Consider the following 15,486-nt stretch of genomic DNA (forward strand, 5'->3'; position numbering starts at 1 on the left):
TAAAAAGTGGTAAAGTATGGTATCGGATTTAACGATAAAAAAGTTTTTAAAATAAGAGGTACGCTGAATGGACGAAAATAAAATTCGAGAGCTTTATGCTAAGAATGATGTTTCTGAAGTTTTTACTAATTTGCAGTCCTCATCAGACGGATTAAGTTCTGAAGAGGCAGCTCGTCGATTACAAAAATATGGTTCTAATGAGATTAAAAAATCGCAGGAAGAATCAGAATGGAAAGCATTTTTCAAGAATTTTATCAGTATGATGGCTATTCTGCTTTGGATTTCCGGTGCGATAGCAATGCTAAGCGGGACAGTCGAACTAGGAATCGCAATTTGGCTAGTTAACATCATTAACGGATTGTTTAGTTTTTGGCAGGAACGGGCAGCTAAAAGGGCAACGGATGCCTTAAATAATATGTTGCCGACCTATGTACAAGTTATCCGTGATGGTAAAAAGGTTCAGATTGATTCTAAGACATTGGTTCCTGGCGACGTTTTTATTTTACAAGCAGGAAATTCAATTCCGGCAGATGCGCGCTTAATCTCTGCCAGTTCGATGCAGGTTGATCAAAGTGCCTTAAATGGTGAATCAGTTCCGGAATCAAAAACAACGGAATATGCCCCCGGTGAAGGTAGTTACGCTGAAACTAACTTGGTTTATTCGGGTACGACTGTTGGAGCAGGTACTGCACGTGCGGTTGCATTTGCTACAGGAATGAATACTGAATTTGGTAAAATTGCGCAGCTGACCCAAAAGCAAAATAAAGTCGATAGTCCGTTAACGCAAGAACTTAACCGTCTGACTAAGCAATTATCAATTATTGCTGTTTCAATCGGAATCGTCTTTTTATTAGCAGCAATTTTCTTTGTTAAATATCCTTTCGCAAAAGCCTTTATTTTTGCATTAGGGATGATTGTTGCCTTTATTCCAGAAGGACTTTTACCAACTGTTACCTTAAGCTTGGCCCAAGGAGTTAAGCGGATGGCGAAAAAACATGCGCTGGTTAAGGAACTTAATTCAGTCGAAACTTTGGGTGAAACAACCGTTATCTGCTCTGATAAAACTGGGACATTAACCCAAAATCAAATGACTATTCACTACATTTGGACGCCTAAAAATGAATATGAAGTTACCGGTAATGGTTATGAAAATAATGGACAAATTGAGTTAAACAAAAAGCAGTTATGGTATGAAGAAAATCCTGATTTGCATAAATTAGTTCAAATTGCTTCTCTTGATAATGATACTGCTGTTCAGCCAAGTAAAACTAAGGGTGGAAAGCCCAAAATTTTGGGAACGCCGACTGAAGCTTCTTTGATTATCATGGCTGAAAAGGCTGGCTTTGATCGACAAAAGGTATTAGTTAAATATCCCCGTTTACGGGAACTGCCTTTTGATTCAGATAGAAAGCGCATGTCAACGATTCATCGTTGGAATGATACCCAAAATATTATCTTTACTAAGGGTTCTTTTAGTGATGTCATCAAGCAATGTGATCAGATTCAAGTTGATGGTCAAGTTCGGGCTATGACTAAAGAAGATCAGGATTTAGCCAAAAAGCGTAATGCTGGATATGCAGCTAAGGGATTACGAAGCATGGCAATGGCTTACCGCATCATTGATCAAACAACTGATGTGAATAAATTGACAATTGAAACAGCAGAAAATCATTTGGTATTTGTTGGTTTGACGACAATGAGTGACCCACCTCGACCAGAAATATATAATGCTGTTAAACGTTGTCACGAAGCCGGGATTAAAATCATCATGGTCACTGGTGATTCAAAACTTACTGCCAAAACGGTTGCTGTGCAAATTGGCCTTACTTCTGATGCCGCTCGGGTTATTTCGGGTGACGAGCTAAATACAATGAGTGAAGACGAGCTTCGTGAAGCCCTGAAAGGTGAAGTAATCTTTGCTCGGGTAGCGCCTGAACAGAAGTATAAGGTTGTTAAAACATTACAGGAAAATGGTGAAATCGTTGCTTCTACAGGTGATGGTGTCAATGATGCGCCTGCCTTGAAGCAAGCCGACATTGGTATTGCCATGGGAATGACTGGGACCGATGTTGCAAAAGATGCAGCTAATATCATTCTGACAGATGATAACTTTGCTTCAATTGTAGCCGCAATTGAGGAAGGACGTGCCGTTTACAGCAACATCAGGAAATTTTTGACATATATTTTAACGTCAAATGTGCCAGAAGCTTTTCCATCAATCCTCTTCTTGTTATCTGGTGGACTAATTCCGCTGCCAATGACAGTTATGCAGATTTTAACTGTTGACTTAGGAACGGATATGCTGCCTGCTTTAGGATTAGGTGGCGAGCCAGTCGATCCCGACGTAATGAAACAGCCACCAAGAAAGAGAAACGAGCATTTGCTTAATCGAAGTGTAATCGTTAAGGCCTTTTTATGGTATGGCTTAATTTCAAGCATCATTTCAGTTAGTGCCTACTTCTTCGTTAATATGCAAAATGGTTGGCCACAAGTTCCTCTAGCTGGTAGCGGCTCAGTCTACATGCGCGCTACGACGATGGTATTAGGGGCAATTATCTTCTCACAGATTGCTAACGTTTTAAATTGCCGGACAAATAAAGTTTCTATCTTTAAGAAGGGTCTGTTTACTAACCGCAGTATCTGGTATGGAATTATTTTTGAAATTCTCTTATTCCTAGTTCTAACGGTTACCCCAGGCTTGCAACAGCTATTTAATACCACAAGATTATTACCAGTTGACTGGCTATTCTTATTCTGTTTGCCAATACCGCTAGTTTTAATCGATGAAATTAAAAAATGGGCTCTCTACCACCGAAAATAATTGGAAATAAAGAAAAACCGCTTATATATTAGTTAAGCGGTTTTTGTTATGCTAAAATTAAATCTTAAGGAGCGTAACAAAATGAAGTGGATATCAACAATTACAAAAGTAGGTCAACAAGCCATTGAGCCTGAAGGCAATATGGTGATTTTATTTGGTGAAAACGTCACTAAAGATTTAGTTGATGTTTCGATTATTCAAAAATTTGATACTAAAACTCCTGTTAGTGGCTTTATTTTTAAAAAAGGCGATACAATTACAATTGATGGGCAAACTTATGTTGCTGATTATGTTGGAGCAATGGTTGAAAGTGACATGAAGGCCTTAGGCCATATAACGTTATTTTTCAATCAATCAAAGCCTAAAAATCCATTAGCAAATGCTGTTTACCTCACGTTTAGTGCAAAACAGACTATGCCAGCATTTAATGTTAACGATGACATTATTTATGAACATATTTAATTAGGATGATTTAATGAATTCACAAGGAAAGCATAAAAAGCAAACTGTTTTTCAGAAATGGTTTTTAAATAATCGTTTTAGTATCGTTTTAGTCAATATTTTATTATTCTTCCTAATTATTTGGGTGTTTAATAAAATTTCATTTGTTCTGAATCCAGCTAAAGTATTTGTTAGTGCTATTTTGCCACCATTAATCTTGGCACTGATTCAGTATTATATTATGAATCCTCTGGTTGATTTACTGGAGCGAAAATTTAAAGTTCCTCGTGTGGCTACAATTATTGGATTATTCCTGTTAGTTGCTGTTCTGCTTATTTGGACCGTTAATACGTTATTGCCAATAGTACAGGCACAAATTGATTCATTAATTCGTCACTGGCCGCATATTTGGAATGATGCAACAATTGCAGTGCAAAACATGCTAAGCGACCCGCATCTGCACAGTGTGAAAAATAATATTAATGATGCAATTACACGTGGCCAGGACATGATTTTTAAATCTGGACAAAATACGATTGATGCGACACTAGATAACATCTCGTCTGCTATTAGCATCGTCACGGTAATCTTCATGACGCTGTTAACCGCGCCGTTTATTTTGTTCTTTATGTTAAAAGATGGCCATAATTTACGGCCATACCTGATGCAATTTGCTCCTAAGAGATGGCAAGATGGTTTCGGTCAGCTGCTTTATGACATCAATTTTGCTTTGTCATCTTATATTCGTGGTCAATTAACTGTTGCCTTTTGGGTAGGAATTATGTTCGGTATTGGTTATAGTATTATCGGACTACCGTATGGGATAGCTCTTGCCGTTTTAAGTGCCTTTTTGAACTTAATACCTTATTTTGGCACTTTTATTGCGTTTATTCCTGCAATTGTAATAGGAATTATGATTTCTGTTCCGATGGTCATTAAGGTTTTAGTGGTCTTTTTCGTAGAGCAAACAATTGAATCCAGATTAATTAGTCCGTTAGTCATGGGCAATAAAATGGAAATGCATCCCGTAACAACAATTCTTTTATTGATTGGTTCCAGTTCAGTTTGGGGACTGTGGGGCGTAATTTTTGGTATTCCAATTTATGCTATTTTGAAGATAATTACCATTCGCGTGTATAATTACTATCGCAAGGTTTCGAAAGTCTTCGAGGAGGATGAGACCACTTCCCTAACTGAGAAGGATAGTAATAAAAATAATGAAGTGACAAAGAAGTAAAAAAAGTGTGGTCACAAAGCCACACTTTTTCAATTAAGGAGAAAAAATTGACTAATCACGTTGTTTTATATGAGCCTTTGATGCCAGCAAACACGGGCAATATCGCCCGTACTTGTGCAGGCACCAATACTGTTCTTGATTTAATTGAACCATTGGGTTTTCAAATTGATAATAAAAAAATGAAACGTGCTGGACTTGATTATTGGGATAAAGTTGATGTGCGTTTACACGATGACTTGAATGCTTTTTTAGCTAGTTTGGGTCCAAATGATGAAATGTATTTGATTTCTAAGTTCTCTGCTAAAAACTACGCTGAAGTAGATTACACTGATTCAAATAAGGATTATTACTTTGTTTTTGGCAAGGAAACTACTGGATTGCCCGAAACCTTTATGCGCGAATATTATGATCGCAACCTGCGAATTCCTATGTCGGATAACATTCGGTGTTATAATTTAGCAAATTCAGTTGCAATTGTTTTACTTGAAGCATTAAGACAGCAAGGATTTCCACAACTTGAGACAAGTCATCACTATGAAAATGACAAGTTAAAGGATAATTACAATCGCCCTGAAAGATATGAGCGTAACCTAAAAGGAGAATAACAATGGAATTTAATAAAGAAACACCTGTTTTGGTAAAGAACTTTCACTATGATTTAAACGAAGAAGCTGAGACTAAGGATGAAGTTAACTTCGGCCTGAAAAAAGTTGAAAAGCAAAATGAGGATGGCACAACTGATGCCGGCGAAGACGGTAACTATTTTGATATTACGGTTGTGTTTGACGTTGCTCCAGCGCCAGGCGATTTTTCGGTTAGCGGCATGATTAGTCAAATAGTTCAGATTAAGGATTATTTTGGCGATGGTAGTGACCTTTCCAAAGCTGACTATAAAATCTTAAGTCGTCCGTTAGTTGAATATATTGAGACTTTGACTTATGAAGTTACGCAAATTACGCTGGATGAACCGGTTAATTTGAACTTCCAAGCCAATTTTTAGTCCTTAATTAGGTGCCGTTATGCCTAAGAAGAAGAAAAAAACAACAAAAGCGCGAAAAAAGACGCAAAATGCGGGCATTACCTGGGCGGTAGTCGGTCTTGTTGAAATAATTATCGTTTTCTTAGCGGTAGCTAAATTTGGTATTTTAGGTAAACAGATAGCCAACATTTTCCGCTTATTTTTTGGTGATTCTTATTTGCTGGCTGCCGGATTATGTGCAATTTTTGGCTTAGTGATGTTAATTTATAATAAGCCGATGCACTTCAAGTTTAAACGCAGCTGTGGCTTATTTTTAGCTATTTTGGGCATTTTATTGATTCAAAGCAGTATTTACTTCGAACGTGAACTAGTGAATAACGCTTTTATGAATGTTTTTTGGCATGAAATGTCAGCCGAATTCGGTCGTGCTGCAATTACCAAGTCCGTGGGCGGCGGGGTAATTGGAGCAATGTGTTATCAGCTTTTTTATCCATTGCTCGGCCATATTGGTTTGCGCGTTTTTGCCGTTTTATTTATCCCAATTGGCATTTTGATGTTTTTTGACGTGAAGTTTGTTGATGTCATTAATAAATTTCAAAAGTTTAGCCAGCTGTTTATCAGCAAAAATAAGGAAGCGGGAACTAAACTAAAAGATAAATATAGTTCGCTTCGAGAAAAGCAAGCCGAAAAAAAGCAGGAACAGCTAGCAAAGGATTTTCACGATCCGCTTTCTTCTGAATCACCTGTGTTTCCCAATGTTGATGATTTTACCGTCAAAAATGGTACCGAAACGCAGGCAGATAATCAGGAACCGGATGAAGATATTTCCCAAACTGATTTTGCACTTGATGAAGTTACACCGCCTGAACCAGAAGAATCCAAAGAACAAGTTCAAATTTCAAGCCATGATGATGAACAACCTTCATTTGCTAATAAGACAAATTTTGAACCAGATGATAATGCTTTACCAAAATCCCATTCATTTGACGACGAAGATGAAAAAATGAAGCAGGAACTCGGTAGCGTCGATCATGGTGACCTTGAGCAGAGCGCTACTTCAAGGCCTAAGGTGGAGTATAAGAAGCCACCAATAACTTTGCTTGATCCGGTAAAAAACACTGATCAAAGTGCTGATAAAGCTTCAATTAGAAAAAATACGCAAAAATTACAAGCTACTTTTAAAAGCTTCGGTGTGAACGTTATTATTAAACGGGCAATTTTAGGGCCAACAATTACGCGTTACGAAGTTCAACCTGCTGTGGGCGTGAAAGTTAGCAGAATCGTCAATTTAGCGGATGATTTAGCGTTAGCTCTTGCCGCCAAGGACATCAGAATTGAAGCGCCAATTCCAGGTAAACCATTTATTGGAATTGAAGTTCCAAATAGGGCAACTTCAGTGGTGGCATTTAAGGATGTTATGCAAAATCAGGATGCTAAAGCAAAAGCTGACCCAATGGAAGTTCCCCTTGGTAAGGACGTAAGTGGGCAAATCATTTCGGCTAATTTGGCCAAAATGCCCCATCTCCTAATTGCCGGCTCGACGGGTTCTGGTAAGTCAGTTGCTATTAACACCATTTTGACAAGTATTTTAATGAAAGCCACGCCAGATCAAGTTAAACTGATTTTAATTGATCCGAAGATGGTTGAACTGTCAGTTTATAATGGTGTTCCTCATTTGCTTATTCCCGTTGTTACCGACCCTAAGCTAGCTGCTAATGCCTTAAGCAAGGCTGTTAAAGAAATGGAACGACGCTATAAGCTCTTTGCTGCTAGTGGAGCCCGTAATATGGGTGAATTTAACGAAAAAGTCCGTATTAATAACCAGGATAAGACTAAACCCGTAATGAAACCATTACCTTACATACTGGTCGTAGTCGATGAGCTGAGTGATCTGATGATGGTTGGCGGTCATGATGTCGAAGGTGCAATTGTGCGGCTAGGCCAAATGGCGCGTGCGGCTGGTATTCACATGATTTTGGCTACTCAACGGCCTAGTGTTGATGTTATCACCGGTTTAATCAAGGCGAATGTACCTTCAAGAATCTCCTTTGCGGTTTCAAGTGGTGTAGATTCACGAACTATTTTGGATCAAACTGGAGCAGAGAAACTCTTGGGAAGAGGGGATATGCTTTATATGCCTGTAGGAGCATCAAAGCCTGAACGTATTCAGGGTGCCTATATTGCATCTCATGAAGTGGAAAAAGTCATCTCTTGGGTAAGCAACCAGCAAAAACCTGAATATGATGAAGGAATGATTCCGCAAAAAAATGAGGAAACTGCTGAAAATAATTCCGATGAGCCAGAAGATGAGTTTTACGAGCAAGCAGTTGATTTAGTAAGACGGCAACAGACGGCCAGTGTTTCGATGTTGCAGCGCCGCTTCCGCATTGGCTATAATCGTGCAGCGAGAATTGTTGATGAAATGGAAGCAAAGGGAGTAGTTGGCCCTTCAGAGGGCTCTAAGCCACGACAGGTGTTATTACTACCGTTAAAGGAGGATGACAAAGGCTAAATTTTTAAGAAAGTTTAGCATGTCTAATTTTTGTTCAGTTTTCCGAAAAAATAATGGTAAAATTAAACCGAATATGGACACAAAGTTGAAAATGTAGCGTTGTTTTAGCAATTATTATATAATTGCAGTACTGTTTTTGCTTGCTGGTTCATAAATAAGTAGTAAAAGGGAATGTTGTGATGCGACGAGCGATTGTATTTGGTGCAACCGGCGGAATCGGTCAGGCGATTTGTACTGAACTAGCACAATCTGGCTGGTCTTTATATCTTCATTGTCACACTAAGTGGCAAGAGGCTTGTCAATTGAGCCAAAAGCTAATGCAGCAATATCCAGAGCAGGATTTTATTCCAATTAGACTAAGTTTTTTAGCTGAAAATAGCGACTTATCAAAGTTCGTTCAAGACTTGTTACCGCTTAATGCCGCTGTATTTGCTCAGGGTATTACGGATTATCATTTTGTAAATGGGCAAGAGATGAGTCAAGTTGACGATATGATTAAGGTCAACTTAACAACACCGATTAAACTAGCTGGACTTCTAGAGCCGCTTTTAACTAAAAATGATTTTAGTCGGATTGTTTTTCTGGGTTCAGTCTATGGCAAACAGGCTAGTGCGCTTGAAGCTGTTTATAGTGCAACTAAAGCCGGACTTACGGCTTTTAGCCAAGGATATGCACGAGAGGTTGCTTCAGCTAATTTAACGGTCAATGTTGTTGCCCCCGGTGCGGTTGATACGGCAATGAATGCCATGATTTCGGCGGAAGACATGAACAAAGTAAAAGAAGAAATTCCTGCTGGGCGCCTCGCTAGGGGAAGCGATGTTTCCTACTGGGTCAACGTTTTGCTTGACAAACGTTCTAGTTATTTAACAGGTCAGACAATTTATGTAAGTGGTGGATGGCTTATATAATGGTAAAAGTAATTAGTAGTATATGTTATACTCAAAGTGTAAATTAGAAATTAAAAGAGGTAACTATGGCAGATATCGGAGACAAATTACGCAGTGCCAGAGAGGCAAAGGGACTTTCAATTGAAGATATTGAAAAAGCAACCAAAATTCAAGGTAGATATCTGACGGCAATTGAACAGGATGAATTTGACAAACTCCCTGGTGATTTTTATGTGCGTGCTTTTATTAGACAATATGCGCAAGTTGTTGGTTTAGATGGCAAACAACTGCTTAGTGAATATCATAATGAAATTCCGCAGGCAGAACCTGAGGAATACGTTGAGGATTCAATTGATAATAAGAGTGAGGAAGTCCGCAAAACAACTAGTAGCAAAAAGAAACTTTGGAAAGAATATCTTCCCCGAATTATCGTTGGGGTAGGTATTATTGTCGTTATTTTGGTTTGTTACGTTGTTTATGCGCATTTTTCAGCTGGTAATAATCAGAGCAATAATAATTCTGCTAATGACGTATCGGTTTCTTCCGATAATACAAACAAGCCGAAAAAGCAGAAGAAAATTAAGAAGAGCTCTGTCAAAATCAAGGAATTGGCCACGGCGCAATACCGTGTTACTGGCTTAAAGAAGAACCGTAATTTGGTTGTTCGTGCTGGTGAGCAGGCTACTAACGTTTCTATTTCAATCAATGGTATCCACCAATTTTCACAGGTTTTGAATCCTAATCAAAAGCATACTTTGAATTTACCAACTACTGCTCAAACAGTAACGGTTACTTTTGGTAATGGTTCTGGAACATCCATTTCTTTTGGTGGCAAAAAAGTACCATATGATACGCAAACAACTGGCAATACTTTAACCTTCTATATTGGTAAGCAACACCGTGTAAACCAATCTAATACGACTAATAATAGTAATTCGACTGCTAATAATTCAACTACTGGTCATTCGGGTACAACTACCAACCAGCAACAGAATCAACATCAAAATAGTGGAACTACAAACAACCAGCATACTGGTCAGACTAATAGTCAAACTGGTGGCCAAGGGGGTCAAACCGGCCAACAGACTGGACAAGGAAATAATAATGAACAGAGCGGTGAAACCAATCACTCTGATAGCTCTTCAAGTAATGGTACTGATGGGAGATAAAGAGCTATTCAATTAGGAGGAAAAGTAAAGAATGAATTTACCCAATAAATTAACGGTTTTTAGAATTATTTTAATTCCGGTATTTATGTTAATTATAATTTTTGGCGGTGATGCCAGTACGCAAGTTGCTGGAACAACTGTCTACTGGAAATTACTTATTGCTGCGATTGTTTTTGCGGTTGCTTCGGCTACCGACTGGTTTGATGGTCACATTGCCCGTTCACGCAATTTGGTAACTAACTTTGGTAAATTTGCCGACCCGTTAGCAGATAAGATGTTAACGATGACAGCATTTATTATGTTGATTTCCTTGAAATTGGCACCGGCTTGGGTTGTTGCCATTATTGTCTGCCGTGAACTAGCAGTAACCGGATTACGGTTAATCTTAGCTGAAAACAAGGGCCAAGTGATGGCAGCAGAAATGCCAGGAAAGATTAAGACCACTTGTCAAATGTTGTCAATCATCTTTTTATTGATCGGTGACTTCTACCATATCGGTACAATTTTACTTTACCTTGCGCTAATCTTTACCATCTACTCAGGATGGGATTACTTCCACAGTTCATGGGATGTATTTAAAGGGTCAATGTAAGTTTATGAGAATTAACTAAAAAACACCAACTTTGTTGGTGTTTTTTGTTTGCTCTGATATCGCCATTTGACGTTCTCATTTGCCAAGCTCAGTTTAACTTGTTAGGATTAAATTAGAAATAAAATTGAAAAAGGGGGAATTTTATGGTAAAGGAAATACCAATGGTTGAATTTAAAAATGTGACTAAGATTTATCCGAAGTCAAAACAACCAGCAGTTGAAAATATTAATTTCAAAATAGATAAGGGTGAATTTTGCTGTTTAATTGGTACCTCTGGCTCAGGAAAAACCACGTTAATGAGAATGATTAACCGGATGAATAGTATAACTAAGGGCGAGGTTTTAGTTAACGGTAAAAACGTGACAGAATTTAACCCGGTAAGTTTACGCCGGCGAATAGGTTATGTCATTCAAAATAATGGCTTAATGCCACACATGACAATTAGGGAAAATATTGTTTTAGTGCCTAATTTATTAAAATGGCCTAAAGAAAAATTAGCTGAGGAAGCTAAACGATTAATCAAGATGGCAGAATTACCAGAATCATTTTTGGATCGCTATCCGGTTGAATTGTCAGGTGGACAGCAGCAACGAATTGGTGTTGTTCGGGCATTGGCTGCAAATCAAAATTTAATTTTAATGGATGAACCTTTTGGTGCACTTGATCCGATTACTCGTGAAAGTTTGCAAACACTGGTACAAAATTTACAAGTGCAATTGGGCAAAACGATTGTTTTTGTAACGCATGACATGGACGAAGCTCTTAAATTGGCTACTGAAATTGTCGTTTTGCATGATGGACAACTTATTCAGGTAGGAACACCTGAAGAAATTTTGCACCATCCGGCAAATGACTTTGTTAAGAGCTTAATTGGTGAAGAGCGTCTGTCAGAAGCAAAATATGAAACGGTCAAAGTTAAGAATGTGATGACAGCTCCTGTCAAAATTAATTTAGGTGCATCGCTTACTGATGCGTTGACCATGATGAAAGAGCACCGCGTTGATACCCTACTAGTAGTTGATGATGATAATCACTTAAAAGGCTATATTTCAATTACTGACTTGCAGCGTAAGTATCCTGAAGTAAGTACTGTAAGTGATATTATGTTGCCAGTTACTGCCACTGTGGAATCGGATGAATATTTGCGGGATAACTTTAGCCGCATTTTAAGTCGCAATGGGCAATATATTCCAGTGGTTGATTCTGCCAATAAATTAGTTGGAATCGTTACTCGCTCTAGTTTGGTAAACGTTGTTTATGAAAAAATTTGGGGCGACAAGAGTACGTTAAAGACGCAGACTGAAAAGAAGGCGAATTAAAATGTCAGCTTTTATGGCTCAGCACGGTTCCGAATTGTTAGTTAAAACCTGGCAGCAAATTTATATTTCTGCAATTTCGCTTGCACTGGGAATAATTGTCGCAGTTCCTTTAAGCGTCATTTTAATGAAATTTCCGCGAACAGCAAAAGTTGTAATTGCGCTTGCCAGCATGTTGCAAACAATTCCGGCACTAGCATTATTAGCAATGATGATTCCTTTCTTTGGTGTGGGCCGAGTGCCAGCAATTGTGGCTTTATTTCTTTATAGTTTAATGCCAATTTTACGTAATACTTATGTCGGCTTGATGGATGTCAATGCGGATACGGTCGATTCAGCTCGTGGGCTTGGCATGACAGAAATGCAATTGATTTTAAAAGTAGATATACCATTGGCAATGCCAGTGATCATGGCTGGAATCCGTTTATCCGCCATTTATGTGATTGCTTGGGCAACCTTGGCTTCATACATTGGTGCAGGAGGCCTAGGTGATTTTATCTTCAATGGCCTTAGCTTGTATCAGCCCGACCTAATTTTTGGTGGTACTATTCCGGTAATTATCCTAGCTCTGTTAACAGATTATTTACTGGGTAAATTGGAAAAAAAGATCACACCAAAAGGCATATAGGGAGGCTAACATAATGAAAAATTGCTTTAAAAAATTAACATTATTGATTACTGCTTTTTTGGTTATGCTGGCTACCAGTGGTTGCGGTTTACCAGGATTATCTGACAGTCAAGGAAGTAACGAAAATATTAGAATAACTGCGTTAACAACGACTGAATCGCAAATTGTGGCTAATATTGTGGCGCAACTTATTGAACACGAAACGCCATATAAAACTTCGATCGTAAATAATTTGGGTTCGGCACCTATGCAGCACCAAGCGCTTTACCGCCATGATGCCGATATTCAGGCAGCAGCCTATGATGGTGGTGAACTGACTGCCAATTTGTTGTTACCAGCAATCAAAGATTCAAAAAAGGCTAATAATACGGTTCGACGAGAAGTAAAGAAGCGGTGGGATCAAACGTATCTTCATACTTATGGCTTTGCCAATAATTATGCATTCATGGTTAGGGCAAAAGATCAGAAGAAATACCACCTGTACAATATTTCAGATCTAAAAAAGGTGCAAAATAAGTTTTCCTTCGGGGTTGCGTCTGAATGGGTTAATGCTCCAGGAGTCGGCTATCCTGCTTTTCAGACAGCTTATGGTATCACTTTTGCCAAAGCCCACCCGATGAACATCGGCTTAGTTTATTCGGCTTTAAAAAACGGTAAAATGGACGTTATTTTAGGTTATTCAACCGATGGCCGAATCGATAGTTATAAGCTGCACTTGTTAAAAGATGATAAACACTTCTTTCCACCGTATAATTGCGGCATGTTGATTAATAACTATGTTTTGCGCGAGCACCCGGAATTAAAACCACTTTTAGAGCGGTTAGTAGGTAACATTAGTGTTCATGATATTCGTAAAATGAATTATGACGTTGATGATAAGCTGCTTGAACCGTCCACGGTGGCGCACCAATTCTTAGTAAAGCATGATTACTTTAGAAAGGAGAAATAATGGCTAGATTATCTTTATGGCAGCAATTTATTTATTATTATCAACATAATGGCTTTTATGTGCTTGAACAGTTTAATCGAACTTTCCTAATTTCGATTTATGGCGTGTTATTTGCGGCCATTATTGGAATTCCGTTAGGTATTTTTATTTCACGTAATGCCCATTTAGGTGATTTTGTCGTTGAAATTGCTAACTTTATTCAAACTATTCCTTCGCTGGCATTACTGTCAATTGTGATGATTGGCTTGGGATTAGGCGTGATGACGGTCATTTTTACTGTTACGCTATATTCTTTGTTGCCGATTATTAAAAATACGTATACTGGGATGCGCAGCGTTGATAAAAATGTAATTGATTCTGGTAAGGGCATGGGTATGACTAAATGGCAGGTATTGCGCATGGTTAGATTGCCTTTGTCAATGTCAGTTATTATTGCTGGCCTAAAAAATGCGTTAGTTATTGCCATCGGGATTACTTCGATTGGTTCTTTTGTTGGTGCAGGGGGTTTAGGTGATATCATAATTCGTGGTACCAATGCTACTAATGGTAGTGCAATCATTTTAGCTGGTGCGTTGCCAACGGCACTAATGGCCATATTGGCAGATATCATTTTAAATTTCTTGCAAAAATGGTTACAACCGAAAGGATTAAAAAAATAAAACGACTTTTTCGCGTATTTAGTAGTGAAGGAACAAATTTAAACATTTGTTCGCTTATTCCTTGCAAATATACACTAAATCAAAGTATAATTAGTACGTACTAAATTGAGGACTATACTAGAGGAGGAAAAATACTTGGCCAAAGATGAGAAACAGGCTGCATTAGAAAATGCACTGAAGAAAATTGAGAAAAATTTTGGTAAAGGTGCTGTTATGCGCATGGGCGATAAGGCAAATACTAAAATTTCGACCATTCCATCTGGTTCGCTTGCACTTGATGCAGCTCTTGGAGTTGGCGGCTATCCGCGCGGAAGAATTGTTGAAATTTATGGGCCTGAATCTTCAGGTAAAACTACCGTAGCTTTGCATGCTGTAGCAGAAGTGCAAAAGCGCGGGGGAACAGCTGCCTATATTGACGCAGAAAACGCAATGGATCCAGCCTATGCAGAAGCACTTGGAGTTGACGTTGACTCACTTATTTTGTCACAACCAAATACAGGTGAGGAAGGCTTGCAGATTGCTGACACGCTGATTACTAGTGGCGCGATTGACATTTTGATAGTTGACTCAGTTGCTGCGTTAGTGCCCCAAGCTGAAATTGATGGTGAAATGGGCGACAGCCACGTCGGACTTCAAGCACGGTTAATGAGTCAGGCTTTGCGTAAGCTTTCTGGGAATATCAATAAAACCAAAACAATTGCTATTTTTATTAACCAGATTCGTGAAAAAGTTGGGATTATGTTTGGTAATCCAGAAACCACACCTGGTGGACGTGCACTGAAGTTTTATTCGACAATTCGGCTAGAAATCAGACGAGCTGAAAAGATTAAGCAGACTGGTGGAGAGATAACCGGTAATCGTGTCAAGATTAAAGTTGTCAAGAATAAGGTTGCGCCGCCATTTAAGGTTGCTGAAGTTGATATGATGTATGGTAAAGGGATTTCACAAAGTGGTGAACTTCTCGATATGGCAGCTGATAAAGATATCATTGCCAAGGCCGGTTCGTGGTACTCGTATAATGAAGAGCGAATTGGTCAAGGACGTGAAAACGCCAAGAAATACCTTGAAGACCACCCAGATATTTATGATGAAGTCCAACAAAAGGTACGTCAGGCATATGGCATTGATGAAGAATCTGTTGCTGAACGCGAAGATCCTGAAAAAATCAAAGCTAAGAAAACAAAAGAGACTGAGAGTAAAGAAAAGGAAGCTTCTGATAAAAAAGAAGCAGATAGCAAAAGTAACTAAAGTCGAAGAGATTAACCTTGACCTGTAAAATAGGTCAAGGTTTTTTTC

At 38.6% G+C, this 15,486-nt stretch carries 14 protein-coding genes; all 14 read left to right on the forward strand.

Features of this window, described 5'->3' with window-relative positions; all coding sequences use genetic code 11:
- Nucleotides 1-67: 67 nt before the first annotated feature.
- Nucleotides 68-2,821, forward strand: coding sequence for a cation-translocating P-type ATPase (locus J3U69_RS01065; protein WP_267412768.1), 2,754 nt, complete (start codon nt 68-70; stop codon nt 2,819-2,821).
- 81 nt (nt 2,822-2,902) lie between these two features.
- Nucleotides 2,903-3,283 carry a PTS glucitol/sorbitol transporter subunit IIA gene (locus J3U69_RS01070; RefSeq protein ID WP_103752089.1) on the forward strand — a complete coding sequence of 127 codons (381 nt, stop codon included), beginning with the start codon at nt 2,903-2,905 and terminating at the stop codon, nt 3,281-3,283.
- Between the two features lie 13 nt (nt 3,284-3,296).
- Nucleotides 3,297-4,499, forward strand: coding sequence for an AI-2E family transporter (locus tag J3U69_RS01075; RefSeq protein ID WP_220232912.1), 1,203 nt, complete (start codon nt 3,297-3,299; stop codon nt 4,497-4,499).
- Nucleotides 4,500-4,546: 47 nt separating this feature from the next.
- Nucleotides 4,547-5,104 (forward strand): tRNA (cytidine(34)-2'-O)-methyltransferase, encoded by a 558-nt coding sequence (locus J3U69_RS01080; RefSeq protein ID WP_220220954.1) that lies wholly within the window; start codon nt 4,547-4,549, stop codon nt 5,102-5,104.
- 2 nt (nt 5,105-5,106) lie between these two features.
- Nucleotides 5,107-5,499, forward strand: a complete 393-nt coding sequence (locus tag J3U69_RS01085) for a DUF1149 family protein (RefSeq protein WP_103752092.1) — start codon at nt 5,107-5,109, stop codon at nt 5,497-5,499.
- A gap of 19 nt (nt 5,500-5,518) precedes the next feature.
- Nucleotides 5,519-7,990 carry an FtsK/SpoIIIE family DNA translocase gene (locus J3U69_RS01090; protein WP_267412769.1) on the forward strand — a complete coding sequence of 824 codons (2,472 nt, stop codon included), beginning with the start codon at nt 5,519-5,521 and terminating at the stop codon, nt 7,988-7,990.
- A 179-nt stretch (nt 7,991-8,169) separates the two neighbouring features.
- A complete protein-coding gene (gene ymfI, locus J3U69_RS01095; protein ID WP_267412770.1) occupies nt 8,170-8,898 on the forward strand; it encodes an elongation factor P 5-aminopentanone reductase in 729 nt (242 codons plus the stop codon).
- A 65-nt stretch (nt 8,899-8,963) separates the two neighbouring features.
- Entirely contained in the window at nt 8,964-10,046 is a 1,083-nt protein-coding gene (locus J3U69_RS01100; protein WP_267412771.1) for a helix-turn-helix domain-containing protein, read from the forward strand.
- A gap of 31 nt (nt 10,047-10,077) precedes the next feature.
- Entirely contained in the window at nt 10,078-10,638 is a 561-nt protein-coding gene (gene pgsA, locus J3U69_RS01105; RefSeq protein WP_267412772.1) for a CDP-diacylglycerol--glycerol-3-phosphate 3-phosphatidyltransferase, read from the forward strand.
- Nucleotides 10,639-10,781: 143 nt separating this feature from the next.
- Entirely contained in the window at nt 10,782-11,957 is a 1,176-nt protein-coding gene (locus J3U69_RS01110; RefSeq protein WP_323848313.1) for a betaine/proline/choline family ABC transporter ATP-binding protein, read from the forward strand.
- A gap of 1 nt (nt 11,958) precedes the next feature.
- The gene (locus tag J3U69_RS01115) at nt 11,959-12,582 is read left to right on the forward strand and encodes an ABC transporter permease (RefSeq protein WP_103752098.1); all 624 of its coding nucleotides are present in this window, start codon (nt 11,959-11,961) and stop codon (nt 12,580-12,582) included.
- 13 nt (nt 12,583-12,595) lie between these two features.
- A complete protein-coding gene (locus J3U69_RS01120) occupies nt 12,596-13,531 on the forward strand; it encodes an osmoprotectant ABC transporter substrate-binding protein (RefSeq protein WP_103752099.1) in 936 nt (311 codons plus the stop codon).
- Nucleotides 13,531-14,190: an ABC transporter permease gene (locus J3U69_RS01125; RefSeq protein WP_103752100.1), complete on the forward strand. Its 660-nt coding sequence runs from the start codon at nt 13,531-13,533 to the stop codon at nt 14,188-14,190. Before J3U69_RS01120 ends, J3U69_RS01125 begins: the two co-directional genes overlap by 1 nt.
- A 135-nt stretch (nt 14,191-14,325) precedes the next feature.
- Entirely contained in the window at nt 14,326-15,438 is a 1,113-nt protein-coding gene (gene recA, locus J3U69_RS01130) for a recombinase RecA (protein WP_103752101.1), read from the forward strand.
- Nucleotides 15,439-15,486 lie beyond the last annotated feature (48 nt).

The organism is Lactobacillus sp. B4026, from assembly GCF_026535825.1.
Taxonomy (GTDB): domain Bacteria; phylum Bacillota; class Bacilli; order Lactobacillales; family Lactobacillaceae; genus Lactobacillus; species Lactobacillus panisapium.

Bases quoted from the DNA above. Each gene is read 5' to 3' on its own strand.
- J3U69_RS01065 (WP_267412768.1), top strand. From the start codon at position 68: ATGGACGAAAATAAAATTCGAGAGCTTTATGCTAAGAATGATGTTTCT.
- J3U69_RS01070 (WP_103752089.1), top strand. From the start codon at position 2,903: ATGAAGTGGATATCAACAATTACAAAAGTAGGTCAACAAGCCATTGAG.
- J3U69_RS01075 (WP_220232912.1), top strand. From the start codon at position 3,297: ATGAATTCACAAGGAAAGCATAAAAAGCAAACTGTTTTTCAGAAATGG.
- J3U69_RS01085 (WP_103752092.1), top strand. From the start codon at position 5,107: ATGGAATTTAATAAAGAAACACCTGTTTTGGTAAAGAACTTTCACTAT.
- J3U69_RS01090 (WP_267412769.1), top strand. From the start codon at position 5,519: ATGCCTAAGAAGAAGAAAAAAACAACAAAAGCGCGAAAAAAGACGCAA.
- ymfI (WP_267412770.1), top strand. From the start codon at position 8,170: ATGCGACGAGCGATTGTATTTGGTGCAACCGGCGGAATCGGTCAGGCG.
- J3U69_RS01100 (WP_267412771.1), top strand. From the start codon at position 8,964: ATGGCAGATATCGGAGACAAATTACGCAGTGCCAGAGAGGCAAAGGGA.
- pgsA (WP_267412772.1), top strand. From the start codon at position 10,078: ATGAATTTACCCAATAAATTAACGGTTTTTAGAATTATTTTAATTCCG.
- J3U69_RS01110 (WP_323848313.1), top strand. From the start codon at position 10,782: ATGGTAAAGGAAATACCAATGGTTGAATTTAAAAATGTGACTAAGATT.
- J3U69_RS01115 (WP_103752098.1), top strand. From the start codon at position 11,959: ATGTCAGCTTTTATGGCTCAGCACGGTTCCGAATTGTTAGTTAAAACC.
- J3U69_RS01120 (WP_103752099.1), top strand. From the start codon at position 12,596: ATGAAAAATTGCTTTAAAAAATTAACATTATTGATTACTGCTTTTTTG.
- J3U69_RS01125 (WP_103752100.1), top strand. From the start codon at position 13,531: ATGGCTAGATTATCTTTATGGCAGCAATTTATTTATTATTATCAACAT.